Genomic DNA, 13,974 nt, shown 5'->3' on the forward strand with positions numbered 1-13,974 from the left:
CGCAATCACAGGAACAGGGACATGGACAGCCTCCTTCCTCCGGCTCGCTGGAGGAAGAAGAGAGGGAACTGGAACTACTGCTGGAAGAGGAACTGGAGCTGGAAGAACTCGATGAACTTGACGAGGAAGAGCTGGAAGACGGAGCGCTGCTGGAGGAATCCGGCTCCTGGGGCACCAAGGAACTGCTGTGGAAACTGGAAGACGACCAGCTGCTTGAGGAACTGGACGAGGAAGAACTCGAACTGCTGGAGGACGACGAACTGGAAGAAGAAGGCGGCGCGCTGCTGGAGGAATCCGGAGGCTCGGGAGCCGAAGAACTCGGCTGGAAACTGGATGAAGACGAAGAGTTGCTGGAAGAAGAACTGCTTGACGAGGAGGAGCTGGAACTGTTGCTGGGCTTGGGATCAAACTCAAACGAATCTCCTCCCCCCGCCGAACTGCTCGACGAGTCCCCTTCTTCCATCTCCTGGTACAGGTTGACCAGAGTCAGGACGGTTTCTCCTTCCTTTCCGGCAGGCGTGTTTTCCGCCAGCAGGTAATAGTCCAGGTCGGGCTCTCCTTCCTTGTCGCTTACCAGGGCAATGCAGAACTCCTGTTGGTCCTCCGCGGCAGGCTGGTGTTGGTGGACGATATGGCACCAGTAGTATCCCTGGTCGAACTGGATCTGGCGGCGCAGAGGGGTGGAAGAGCCCGGCTCCGTGGAGAGTTCCAGATCCTTGGCGGGAATGGAAAGGGAGATGGAGGAGTGGGCGTGGAGGTGGAGAAAACAGGTGGCGGGAGCCATGACCTTGAGGTATCCGAACCATTCGTGCCGGGTAGGGGAGGAAGCAGCGCGTTTGGGGATAAGGACGGGAGCGGAGAGGCCGTTGACCAGGAAGTTGCCCTGGGGCTGTCCGTTGGGGTACATGGGAATGAAGGGGTAGGCGGTATCCATGGCGCCGATGTTGAAAGTGTTGTTCATGGTAATGAAATGATGTTTGTTCAATGGTTGCGACTACCATGAATCAAAAACTACCAGTGTAAACACGCCGGGAACGTTATGATATTTGGTGAGTTTTTGAGGCGGATGGCAACGTGTGAAAAGGGAGGGGATTCTTCTCCGGTGGCACATATTTCTTTGCCATATTTTCAAAATTTACCCATTGCCAGCTTAAAAGGCAGCGTGCTAGCGTCCATCAATGAATTCGTTCAACATCTAACTCCATTATTTCATGAGCACCACATTGAAAAAGATCTATGTCAACGGGTTCCCCAGTCTCTACGGGGGCGCGGGAACCGAACTCCACCACCAGATTCTGGTCTGGCTCCACATGGGCATTGACGTCCATATCATCCCCACCAACGGAGGATTTGAAAATGAAGCCCTTTATTTGGAAATGATCCGTCTGGGTGTTCATATCCACGCTCCCAACGATTGGACAGTCCTGCAGGAAGGGGATGCCATCATCGGATTTTGCAACGGAGAATTTCTGGAAAACATGCCCGCCATTCGCCAGCGCACCAAACGCACCATCTTTGTCAACTGCATGACCTGGCTTTTCAACAAGGAAAAGGAACTCATGAAGCAGGGGCTCATTGCCATGTTCCTTTACCAGAACGAGGAAGTCAGGCAGAAGAACATGCCCCTGCTCAAGCGCAGCAACGACGACCCTACCATTGCTTTCATGACGTTCAAGCCTTACTTCCACAACGAATCCTTCCCTTTCATTGAGGAGAGGACGCAGGAATACTTCGGCTGCGGGCGCATCTCGCGCCAGGACGCGGACAAATTTGCGGCCAATACGCTCCATATTTATGAATATTTCGTGGCGCCTGTCTTCAAGCGTGGCCTTTTTCTGGGGTTTGACCAGAGGAGCCGGGAGAAAATCGGAGAGCCTTACAGTTGGATACGCACGGCCCGCGACCAGAGGGAGGTGAGCCAGCAGGACTTTTACAAGCACTGCCAAATCGTGCTCCAGCCGACGGACACGACGGAGAACTGGCCGCGTGTCGGTTTTGAATCCATGGCAAGCGGAAGCGTGCTTGTGGTGGACAACCGTGGAGGCTGGAGGCAGATGGTGGAGCATGGCAAGACCGGATGGCTGTGCGACCATGAAAGGGATTTTATCTACTACGCCAGCAAGATGGCCTACGAGCCCAACCTGAGGTCCGATATGGCCCACGCGGCGCGGGAGCGTGGACTGGAGCTTGGAGGTCTGGAAGCGTCTGTAGCCAGCTGGGAGGAAGTCTTTGACGCGGTGGAAAAACTGCCGGCTTAGAAATGGGAGGAAAAACCATGAAAAAGAAAACAAACATTGTCGTAGGCATTTGTTCATGCCATGGAACGGGAGATAAACGGAAGGCGGTAAGGTCTACCTGGCTGGCCCATCCCGCGCAGAACGTTGAATGCATGTTCTTTGTAGGAGGAAACCGGGTTCTGGAGGGGGAAGAAGAAGATACGGTGGGGCTTGATGCGCCCGATGGCTACAACGAGCTCCCCGCAAAAGTGAAATCCTTCTTTCGTTACGCGCTGGAGAATTACGAATTTGAATGGCTCTTTAAATGTGATGACGATACGTATTTGGAATTGAGCCGGTTGACCTCCTTGATAGATGAAGATTATGATCTGATTGGGGATGCGATGGTTGCGCTTCGCAATTCACCGAGCGGAGGGGCGGGCTACCTGCTGAAGCGCAGCATGGTGGAAAAGCTGGTGAATGCGCCGGGTTTTGCGGAATGCGGGGCAGAGGATGTGATCGTAGGTGAACTGGCAGGCAGGCTCGGAGGCCGCTTGAAATCCACGAAACGGCTTTACATGTCCAATGTTTATTACCCGGAACGGGATAATGACATGGTAACGGCCCACTGGTGTTCTCCCGACATCATGCAGGCCCTGTATTCGTTTAATTACAAAATTCCCTCCGCTGTGTGCGATGTTGTTCATCTTCATTGGAAAGGGGAAATGCTGTTTTATTCCAACGGGGCGTTCAGGAGGCGGGATACTTCCTGCTATGGCTGGTGGAGCATTGGCTCCAAGGGTGAACTGAAGCTGAAATGGCAGATGTGGCCTATGGAGCAGCTCCTTTTGGAGGGAGAACGGTTTATCGGGTCTGAAACGGAGATATTCCAGCGGCCGGACATGCCGTCCCTGGCCCGGTTATGGGCTGAGCGCCGCCTTTCTTCCGGCAACGTGGAAATCATGGACCAATCTCCTCTGCTGTATATCCATTTGGGGTGCGGCACCCGGAGGTTGAATGGCTGGTTGAATCTGGACGCTCCCAATTATGATATTACCAGGCCGCTCCCGTGGAAGGACGATTCCGTAGACGCTTTTTATCTGGAGCATGTCATTGGAACAGTAACGCCTGCAGAGGCCTGCCGATTTTTCACGGAAGCCTTCCGTGCTCTAAAACCCGGAGGAATCTTACGATTAAGTTTCCGGGACGTGCGCCTGATGCGCGGGGTGATGACGCCCGCGTTCAGGCAATACATGAAGAGACAGGGGAAAGGAAATCAAACTCCGGAGAATGATTTGTGTGCATTTATGGAAGTCTACAAGCAACAATCCCTGTGGTCTGCCGATTTCCTGAGTTATGTTTTGGAAGAGCTGGGGTTCCAGGTTTCCCAGCATGCTCCGGGTAATTCCCGCCATTTGCACCTTCAGTGTCTTGAAAGGCGATCCGACAGGGATGAACATCCTTTTGACCTGCTGGGCACGGTTTGCCTGGATGCCCGGAAACCGCAGAAGACTGTTACCGGTAAATTTTTATCCTTGCGTCCCTCTTCTGTTCCGGCATCTCCCGGTTACGTCACGACGCAGTTTATGCCCGGCTCGCGTACGTGCAATCATCTGTTCCAGATAGCTGCTGCCTATGCGCATGCTCTCCGGCTGGGTGTGGGATGCCGTATTCCTTGGAGATACAGTTCCGAGACCTGGGAGCTGATGACTTATCTGGGTGAGGCCTGTTCGCTGTGCCCGGACGGCGGATATAACGATCCCGTGACATACAGGGAGCCCGGATTTTCCTACCATCCCATTCCTGAAATGGTTCGCTACGGCGCCCTGAGAGGGTATTTCCAGAGTGAGCGGTATTTCAAGGATGTTGCGGAAGAAATCCGTTCCCTGTTTGCTCCTCTTATTGCTCCCGTCCAGGAGGGCGTGGCCGGCGTTCATATAAGGATGGGGGACTATCTTGACCGTACAGACATGTACCATACGCCGGATGTTCCCTTTCTTAATGAAGCTTTACGGAGGCTTTCCGGCAACATCAGTAAGCTGGTCGTTTTTTCCGATTCTCCGGAATTGGCCCGGAAATTGATGGAGGGCGTTTCGGAAGCAACGCGTTTTGAAATAGTCATGGATGAGCATGAGACGCTGGACGCCCTCCGGGAATTGACGTCCATGCAGGAACTCGTCCTTTCCTGTTCCTCCTTTTCCTGGTGGGGAGCATGGCTTGGAGACCAGCAGAGGGTTTTTATTCAAAAACAGTGGTTTACCGGAAAGATTGAGGACGAGCAGGACATTTTCTGCCCGCAATGGATTAAACTTTAACAGGTACATTTTATGAAATGTGTTTTGATTGTGTCTCCTGGGGAAAAGTCGGAAGGAGCTTCGGAATTGCACCGGATGGGTTATGAGCTGGAGCTCTATCCCTCTACCGCGGATCTTTCCCCCCTCAGGGATGCGCGGGAAGAGGAAAGTGCATCCTACCTGGGACGGTCCCCGGCGTCTGCGGAACGTTCGCACGTCCGTTCTCTGAGGGCATCTTTCATACGTCTGCTGGAGGACAGAAATTATGCTGGGAGTGACCTGATTATTTTCGGAGAAAGCGATGCCGTGCCGATGGTAGCTTCTTCCCGCTTGGAAACGGCTCTCAGGAAGGAAATGAAGGAGCATCCGGAGACGGATATTTTCCGGCTGTTCCATCATGCAGTATGGTCTCCGCAAGGGGGCCCGGGGGAATCTGATGAAATCTTGTTTGAAGATTTCAAAACGGGAAAGACGGATGCCAATACCTCCTACGTATGGGGAACGCATGCTCTCGTCATCCCTGCTGCCCGACGCCCCAGGGTGGCCCGGGTTTTTGCCGATTACCGGTTGCCGACTGATATTGCCCTGGAGGCTGCCAACAGCCATGGAGACCTCAAGATCCGTGTGGCCCGCCACAATCTGTTTTACCAGCACGGACGGACTAAGCAGAGGCCCGATTGCAAAATTGCTGTTTGTCTCTCATCCTATAAGCGTCTGACGGATTTGCAGAGGCAGATTTGGTGCATGATGGATCAGAGCTATCCGAATCTTCATGTGTTCGCAGCTGTCAAGGGGATACCGGAAGGCACGTACCGCAGAACAGTGCTCCCTCTCTTTGAACATTTTATTCACGAAGGCCGTTTGACGATGCGGCTTTTCCCCAACAAGAACCAGCTATCCAATTTTTTGGACACGATAAGGGATTTGAACGTTTCCGATTACGATCTTTTCGCCAAAATTGACGACGATGATTTGTACGGAAGGGATTATTTCAAGTCAGTCAATAAATTCCATCTGCATCTTCCGCCGGAATTCAGCAGCTTTTATTGCGGGCCGGGCGAATATCTAAGCGTGCGTGGAGGGTATCCCTTCTCCGGAAACGGATTTTTCGGCTGCTTTGGCCCCACCTTGGTATTGAGCCGGGATGTGCTGGAAAAATTAATAATTTGTGAGACCAATCCTCACATGATATCCCAGATCTCGCCCAGGCTCCGTCATGCCGGGTATGGATTTACGGAAGACAACTTCATGCACATGATGATGCTGGATACCGGAAGCAGCAACCGCACCCGGTATGTACAGGAAATGGCCCTGCCAATGCATCTGGCGATTCAGACCGGCAATGCTTCCGTGATGCGCGGAGGGCTGGTTCCGGGAGATTTCCGGGGCAGAAACTGGAACATTTCTACGAACCAGGTTAATGAGGAGCGTCTCATGGAAGTGCATCATCCGCAATGGCATGATATTGTCCGTGTCTTTGGGAACAGGGCGCGCCGTTTTGAACGGGACGACGAAGCGGACGTCCTCTCCGTCACTGATGAGAAAATAACTCTCAAGTGGGATTGCTGGGGCGTGGAGGCGTTTAAAAAGATGGAGGATGGAACCTTCTATTTGTCGAGCGGCGGCAGACAGGAAGAACCTTTTTCTCCCCGGAAAAAAGTGGCTGTCCTGTTTATAGCCACGGGGCGTTATATGACGTTCTGGGAGGAGTTTTATGCGGCCTCCAAACAATATTTCCTGACAGGGCATGATGTGCATTATTTTCTGTTCACGGATCATCCGGAAGTGGAAATCGGCGATGACGTGACTCTTGTCCGCAAGCCGTTTTATCCGTGGCCCATGGAAACCTTGAGAAGGTTTGAGACTTTTTTAACCGTTCGGGAGGAATTGCAGCAATATGACTACATTTATTTCATGAATGGAACTTTGCTTCCCGTAGGGCCTGTCGGTCAGGAAATTTTCCCGATGGACCGGCAGGGTCTCATGGTGACGCTTCATCCGGGGTACTACCAACGCCCCCGTTCCACTTACCCCTACGAAAAAAATGGAATGTCCCGGGCGCGGGTGCTCCATTCCGAAGGAGAATATTATGTCGCCGGAGGCTTTAACGGGGGAAGGGCTGAAGACTATCTCCACATGTGCCGGGAGTTGGCGGATGCCGTCAGGCGGGATCTTGAGGACGGTGTCATTGCCGTTTGGCACGATGAAAGCCACCTCAATAAATATGTGATTGGCCGGCATCCCCTTGTTTTATCTCCTGAATATTTATTCCCTGAAACATTGGACTTTAATCAAAAAAATCTCATGGCGATCAAACCGAAAGTAAAAATGATCGTAAAGGATAAATCTCTTCAAAAACACGGAGGTCACGCATGGTTGAGGCAACAGGTATAAATTCCCGGCAGGTCAAACGTGCCGCTTTTGCGGACTTCTGGCCGGGGTTTGATCCACATGATAATATTCTGTCCGCGGTTTTGACGGAAAGACTGGGCATGACCGTTGTGGATGACCAGGATCAGGCGGATTTTTTAATCTACTCCGTTTTTGGAGAAAAACATCAGAACTTTAAGGGGATTCGAGTTTTTTATACGGGGGAATCCGTCAAACCGCGTTGGGATGAGTGCGATTATGCCATTTCATTCATGAAGGGAGATATTCCTTATCCCGAATGTCATTTGAGGATGCCCTGCTGGATGAACAATGGCCCTGTCAGAAGAACGGGAAAAATAGAACAATACTCCAAAGACAGAAAATCCCTTCTGTCCAGGCATACCCGGTTTTGCAGCTTTGTGTATTCCAATGGGAATGCTCCGGAAAGAATTCATTTCCTGCGCCTGCTTTCCCGGTACAAGCATGTAGATTGCGGCGGGATGGTCATGAACAACATGGGCTCCTGCGTTCGGGATAAAATAGCTTTCTGCTCCTCCTGCAAATTCACGATTGCCTTTGAAAACTATCCGGCTGCTGGTTACGTGACTGAAAAACTGTTTGATTCTCTTGCCGCTCTTTCCCTTCCCATTTATTGGGGAGCCCCCGATGCAGGGATGGAGGCCAATCCATCCCGGTTCGTCAATGCCGCGGACTTTTCCACCCCGGAGGCCCTGGCTGAATATGTGATTCGTCTTGATCAGGATGAAGACCTTTACCTCAGTTATATGGACGGTCCCGTTTTTGTACCGGGCCAGCCGGACATCGGAGAATATATGAACCGTCTGGCAGAATTCTTTTCCATGATTTCATGCAGCGGGAATATATGCCGGACTGGCAGGCCGCGTACGGAGGCTTGCCGTCTGCATCACGGCTATCCCGTCATGTCCCGTCATGATGACGGAAAACAATGGACGGGAAAGGCGGAACTTCTGCTGCCCCAATCGCTGGCGGCAACTCCGTTTCCCGTGTTCTGTCCGGAAGGGAAGGACACGGCTTCCCAATTCATCCGCAAGCTGGCCATTATTCCGGCTAAAAAACATTCGGAGCGCTGTCCGGATAAAAACAGGCGCTTGTTGAATGGAAGGCCCCTGTTCCTGTATTCCGTTTCCTATGCCCTCCAGGAAGGATTTGTTCCGGTTGTCAGTACGGACAGTGAAGAAGTTCTGGAACGCTGCCGTCGGGAAGGCATCCGGTGCTTCCGGGAGACGGTGGACGACCGCCGAATGGAAAATTGCGTACGCCAGGTATTGACCCGTTTCTCCTGTGACATATTCGCCGTACTTCAGCCGACTTCTCCCTTCCGTCGTCGGGGACTGTTGCGCCAAATGGCGGAAGACATGGAAAAAGGGAAAATTCAATCCGCTTACACGGCCCGCAAAACCAAAATGATTGGTCACATGGAGGGACATTTCCATCTGGCGCATCGGGAACAGGACGCCAAGAAATTTTTCTATTTTTTTGACGGAAATATTAATGTTGTTACCCGGAAAAAATTTCTGGAATCGGGTACGATGTTTGATGACGGTTCCTGCCCTTACCCGAATGATTTTCCCTGTTGTCTGCAAATTGATACGGAAGAAGAGTGGAAAGCCTTGTCACGGTTAGGTGAATTTAAAGACTGGCAATGTTTTCTGGCTTCAGAAGGGCATAAAAAACGTATTTGCATCGTCTCAAATAAACGTGATTTGAAACGCAACTATTCCTCTTTTGTCGACTCTTGCGACAAAGTAATGAGAATCAGCAAAATGGATAACTTGAATTCCGGTCTGGCGGGAAAAAGGACGGATATTGTTCTTGTTTCCTGCTTCGCCGGATACCTGGCTTTTTCCCCTGAGGAAAGGCATATGGAAATTTTACGCGGAGTCCCGGAAATTTACTTCAACAATGAAGAATTGGGCTATTCCAATGAATTTGCTTGTAGGGAAGGGCTGGAAAACTGGAAATTCATGCCGGGGGAAGTTCACCGCAGCACGGGCAATTTTACCACGTTGAGCAAGGCGCTTTGTCTGGCGGACTATTTATTCCCTGAAGCCCAGCTTTACTATTTGGGAGATACGGATATGAACCTGAGGGCCGCGGGTTCTTCAAAGCATCATGCGCCAACGGAAAATGCCTACATGCAGTCCCTCATTGACAGCGGAAGAGTCATTCCCATTCTGGAAGATGCCGCCGGTGAATTTCATTACTCCGCCCCGGCGCCGCCGGTTTCTTTCCAGGGGAATGTTCCCGCACCGGGCTTGCTTCCCGTGGACACCGTTCTCATCAGCCATCCTCAGTGGACAGACCAATTTCAGATGAATGAAAAACGGGGACGCCGGCTTCACCGCAATGACCACGCAACCATACTTCAACATGATGAAAACAAACTCGTTCTTAAATGGGATAACTGGGGGACTGAAGAATTTCTGAGGATGGAAGAGGGTAAATATCAGTACCTTGACTATCATTATTCTTCTACCATCAATGAAGTGAACAAATACGCGCGGGAATTGCTCATCAACCCGTATGACGGCTATAACTCCGTGTTCCGGCATTCCTGCCGTCCCTTTATCGGCATGAGGTATCATCAATGGGAGGGGTTGCTGCTGCTGGAACGCATGTATCGTGATGTTGAAAAAGGAATACGAAAGATGCCCCGGCTTCAATCCGTCCTGCTGATGGGGATTTGCAAGGATGCGTTTGCAGCCCTTATTCTGGCGCAGCGATTGAAAAAGGATTTCCCGCATCTTCATATTGGCGTGTGGGGATGCCCATGGCCGGTGGATTTAAGTGGACAGTCTCCTGTATACCGGGGAATAAGAGTTTCCCCATCTCATGAACAGATAAGGAAAAAAAGACCGTTTAAAAATCTTTTGGAGCGTTATGGAGATCCTCTCAAACTGCTTCAGCAGCCGGAATCCTCCGGACTTTGTTTGTTTGCCTTTTACAGTACCAGTCAACATTGGACTCTTGATGAAGAAGCGACGAACAGATTGGCTCCTTACCTTCTGAAAACATATGCCCATCAGGCTGGCAGCAAGGAACATCATACTGTTGTTCACGGAAAAATCGTACATCTGGTAAAGGAAAAGCCGGCATTGGTTCAATCCTGGATTGAGGAAATGTTCCGGATGATGGAAACGGAAAGCGGGAACCATGGGGAGGTGAGAAATCTGCGTATATCCGCCTAGGCGTTTCGCAAAATCCCTCAATAATGAAAAATCCCTAATCAAAAAATGGAATGCCAATCACAAAAAACAAAATTGGCCGAAAACATGAAACGGATAGGTTTTCTCCGTGTTCTCAATGAAGAAAACGCAGTTATCCCATGTTTGTTGAGCGTAGCTCCCGTTCTGGACCACGTTGTGGTGCTCTGGGCGGATATGGATGACCGCAGCATTGACCTGGTCAAGGAATGGGAACATCACCTTTGCCACGCTTGTCAATGCCGGGTCAGCTTTCTTCATTATCCGCATCATGTCGTTCCTCCTCATTCCGTGGATGACTTGAGGAGCCTTCCCCGGGAAAACAGAATTGACACCTACTTGAATTTCGGCATGGAATTCATTCGCCGTCTTTATGAAGGGCAGCTGTTTTGCGTTTCTAAAATAGACGCTGACCAAATTTATTTTACCCGGGAACTGGAAGCGGCCTTTCAAATGGTATCCGGTCCGGAGGATTGCGTCTCCATCCGGGGGCACAATACCCTGGTTCATCAGCAAAGATTGATGATTTATGGTCCTCGGCCTGTAAATGGCGGTGGCGACTCCCTCATCTGCGGCATGAACAACTTGCCCCGCTTTGGAATTGCGGCGCCTTACGAAGTGGATATAACCGCTCATCCGCAGGTGACCCCTTATCCTGATGCCTGCTGGATGCACTTCATGAAAACGGCTAAATACAAAAATGTCATCCGGGAATTTCATGACGATGAAGTCATCCCTCTTTCTCAAAAGCCGGCTCTGCAGGAGTGCTTTCTCTCTCGTATTCTGCCGTTATTGCAGGAGGCAAAAAGCCCGTATGCGCATCTCCGCCTGGACTAGTTTCGTTTGATGCCGGTTGGACAGGAAATCGCATGTTTTCTCGGAAAAACTCTTATCTCACGTCACTCGGATGGACTCTCCCGTTTGCATAGCTTTTACCGACTTTGAATCCGGGTTCAAACCGCAAAACCACATTCTGGGCCTGATCTTGAAAGAACGTTTGGGCGCTGTTTTTGTGGATGACCTGGCCCGTGCCGACTTGCTGATTTATTCAATCTTTGGAAATGCCGCACGTTCCTTTAAAGGTCCTCGTCTGTTTTATACGGAAGAACCTGTTTTGCCGCGCTGGAAGGAAGGATGCTATTCCCTGACAAGCCTGAGAGATGGAACGCTTTCCGGGGACCGTCATTTTCGTTTTCCTGCGTGGTTAAACGCCGACTATATCCGCAGGACGGGTCACATTGAACAATACTCCTCCGTTCCAGGGGATATTGTCAACCGTCATGAAAAATTCTGTAATTTCGTCTATTCCGGGGGAGAATTCCGGGAAGCCGTCCGTTTTTTGGAAACTCTTTCCCAACACAAATACGTAGACAGTTCCGGCCAGCTTCTGAACAACACGGGCATGATCGTTAAAGACAAAGTCGAATTCTGCTCCCGGTACAAATTCACCATAGCGTTTGAAAACTATGCTTCCCCCGGTTACGTAACGCAAAAACTGACGGATGCTTTTGCTGCCGGAAGCCTGCCCGTCTACTGGGGAGCACCGGATGCCTGCCGCGAATTCAACCCCGGGCGGTTCATCAATGCTCGTGATTTTCGCAATCATGCGGAACTGGTCCGGTATGTGGAGCACCTGGACAGGAATGTTGACGAATACCTCTCCTACTTCAAGGGCCCCTTGTTTGACGAGGGACAGATCGGCGTGGATGGCCTGCTGGATGAAGCTGCCTTGTTTTTCAAGAAAATTTTCAGAGAGGGAAATGCCGGGCGGCAGCCTGCCTCCATGGAGGGAAAGGACGAACCGTTGCTTCACGGGGGAGTTTTTATGCCGCGGTATGACGATGGGAAACCATGGACGGTTTCGGAAACAGTTTCTCCTTCTCAAAAACGGCCACTTGGACGGCCATTCAATATGGCGGCATGCATTGCATCATACAAGCGGGTGGAAGACCTCCTTCGTCAGATTCTCTGCATGATGAACCAGAGCTATCCACATCTGCATGTATTTGCAGCAGTTAAGGGAGTTTCGGCTGAAACGGCCCGCAGGATTCTGCTTCCCCATGTGCAGCCGTTCATCGATGCCGGAAGAGTGACGCTGCGCCTCTGCCCTAACAGAAACCAGCTTACCAACTTTATGGATACCGTCCGTGGCCTGGATATTTCATCCTATGACCTTTTTGCCAAGATTGACGATGATGACTTCTATGACCCGGACTACTTCCGGCATGTTGCCGATTTTCATGCCCTGTTGCCCGATGGTTATTCAAGCTGCCACCGTGGGGAGGGCCTGTGGCTGAAACGGCATGGAGGATACCCTTATCTGGAAAAATCCTTCCTGCTGGCCCTGGGGCCGGCTCAAGTCATGTCGCGGCGGGTCATGGAGGATCTGCTGGCTTGGGAAACCGACCGCGCGGCTATGAAGGAAGCCATGTACCGTTGTTTAAGGCAAACGGGATTCTATCAATTTGGCTTTGCGGAAGACCAGCTATTCCAGACCGTCATGCTGGAACACGGGTGTGCTGACATAGCTCCCTATCTGAAAAAGCGGGGAATTCACAGCCATCTGATTATGCAAAAAAGCAATGCTTCCATCATGCGGGGAGGTACTGTTTCCGAGGAATTCCGGAAAATGCAGAACGGTGCTTCTACAGATGCCGGGAATGATGAACACCTCGTGGACATCATCCATTCTGACTGGAAAGGATGCATGAAAATCAGCAATGGACGGGCCATTCGCCTGGACGGCCCTCGGGATGAAGCCGACGTGTTGTCTCTGACCGGAGTGGAAATCACATTGAAATGGGATAAATGGGGCGTGGAAACCTTTACGAAAATGGAAGAAGGCGCCTACCGTTTACGGAAGAAGGAAGAAGCCGCCTTCCTTCAATCTCCTCCCCATGCCTCCTCCCTTATTCATTTGCGCCAGCAGGATTGGACGGATGGCTTGTGCATCACGGGAAACAGGGGAAAGCGTTTAAATTGCAACGATGGAGGCGAAATCCTTGAATACTCGGACAAAAAACTCGTCATAGGCTGGGATTACTGGGGAAAGGAAACCTTTCTTCGCAGAGAAGACGGTAATTACTGGTTCTCTTCCTATTCATTCATGGCGCCGGACTCTTCTATTGCGGATGAATATGTCATTGCTCTCTGCGGCGCCCCGGAAAAACCGTGGCTGCATTCAACGGGGCGTCCCGTCGTTCGTATCCGTTATTCTTCCTGGAACTTGGAAGACCATTTGGACAACATGAAACGGGATATCCTTGAATTTCTCGCCGCCACCCCGCATGCGAAGCGCATTCTCCTGGCAGGGAGGGCAGAAGAAGCCGTTGCCTGCCTTCTTCTCGCTTCATGCATTAAAAAACGCTATCCTTCCGTCCGGACGGGAATTCTCGGAATGCCGTGGAACGTCGGCCGAGAAAGCCGGCATACAGAGGAAAACTGTCCTCAAGAAAAACGTCTCCGGGTCAATCCGTCGTTGCTGCTTAAGGAAAACCGGGCGCAAGGAATCGATACTTGCGCGTACGCTTTCCATGTAAGCAACAGTAAACTGGAACAAGTGGAAAACAATCTCCGGAATCTCCTTGATTCTCTCCAGATCATTTACAATTTCTCGCCCCCCTGCGGTTGGGGGGAAAAAGATGAATGCAAGGGTGCAAAAAACTTCATTCAGCAATATCCGGAAATATTCAAGCGCATGGCGGATTGCTGTTTTGACGACTTGAAAGGAAAATCCGCCCCACCGGAATATATCGATCTGAACGCATGGATCATGGAAAATAGGTAAAAATTTCAGGGAATATTATTCAATATGAACATGGAGGAAGGTATTTCAGGTATGCCCGACAT

At 51.0% G+C, this 13,974-nt stretch carries 8 protein-coding genes; 6 read left to right on the forward strand and 2 right to left on the reverse strand.

Translation table 11 applies throughout. The features are described 5' to 3' along the window. A partial coding sequence (locus tag QSJ36_RS12575) for a hypothetical protein (protein ID WP_285468770.1) occupies window positions 1-961 on the reverse strand: 961 nt, incomplete at its 3' end. 250 nt (window positions 962-1,211) lie between these two features. On the opposite strand from QSJ36_RS12575, the gene QSJ36_RS12580 reads away from it, so the two are divergent. The 5 genes from QSJ36_RS12580 (at window position 1,212) to QSJ36_RS12600 (ending at window position 10,962) form a co-directional block, all read left to right on the forward strand. Continuing rightward, window positions 1,212-2,258: a glycosyltransferase gene (locus QSJ36_RS12580; RefSeq protein WP_285468771.1), complete on the forward strand. Its 1,047-nt coding sequence runs from the start codon at window positions 1,212-1,214 to the stop codon at window positions 2,256-2,258. A gap of 17 nt (window positions 2,259-2,275) precedes the next feature. Continuing rightward, a complete protein-coding gene (locus tag QSJ36_RS12585; protein ID WP_285468772.1) occupies window positions 2,276-4,531 on the forward strand; it encodes an alpha-1,2-fucosyltransferase in 2,256 nt (751 codons plus the stop codon). Window positions 4,532-5,050: 519 nt separating this feature from the next. Then, window positions 5,051-6,904 carry a hypothetical protein gene (locus QSJ36_RS12590; RefSeq protein WP_285468773.1) on the forward strand — a complete coding sequence of 618 codons (1,854 nt, stop codon included), beginning with the start codon at window positions 5,051-5,053 and terminating at the stop codon, window positions 6,902-6,904. Next, window positions 6,883-10,110: a glycosyltransferase family 10 gene (locus tag QSJ36_RS12595; protein WP_285468774.1), complete on the forward strand. Its 3,228-nt coding sequence runs from the start codon at window positions 6,883-6,885 to the stop codon at window positions 10,108-10,110. Before QSJ36_RS12590 ends, QSJ36_RS12595 begins: the two co-directional genes overlap by 22 nt. 84 nt (window positions 10,111-10,194) lie before the next feature. Beyond that, on the forward strand, window positions 10,195-10,962 hold the full coding sequence (locus tag QSJ36_RS12600; protein ID WP_180972933.1) for a hypothetical protein: 768 nt from the start codon (window positions 10,195-10,197) through the stop codon (window positions 10,960-10,962). 367 nt (window positions 10,963-11,329) lie between these two features. On the opposite strand, the gene QSJ36_RS12605 is transcribed toward QSJ36_RS12600, so the two are convergent. Beyond that, window positions 11,330-11,731 (reverse strand): hypothetical protein, encoded by a 402-nt coding sequence (locus QSJ36_RS12605; protein ID WP_285468775.1) that lies wholly within the window; start codon window positions 11,729-11,731, stop codon window positions 11,330-11,332. Between the two features lie 1,311 nt (window positions 11,732-13,042). Between QSJ36_RS12605 and QSJ36_RS12610 the strand changes: the two genes are divergently transcribed. Next, on the forward strand, window positions 13,043-13,912 hold the full coding sequence (locus tag QSJ36_RS12610) for a hypothetical protein (protein WP_285468776.1): 870 nt from the start codon (window positions 13,043-13,045) through the stop codon (window positions 13,910-13,912). The last annotated feature ends 62 nt before the right edge of the window (window positions 13,913-13,974 follow it).

Origin of the sequence: Akkermansia sp. NBRC 115031 (assembly GCF_030268505.1) — a bacterium.
Taxonomy (GTDB): domain Bacteria; phylum Verrucomicrobiota; class Verrucomicrobiia; order Verrucomicrobiales; family Akkermansiaceae; genus Akkermansia; species Akkermansia massiliensis.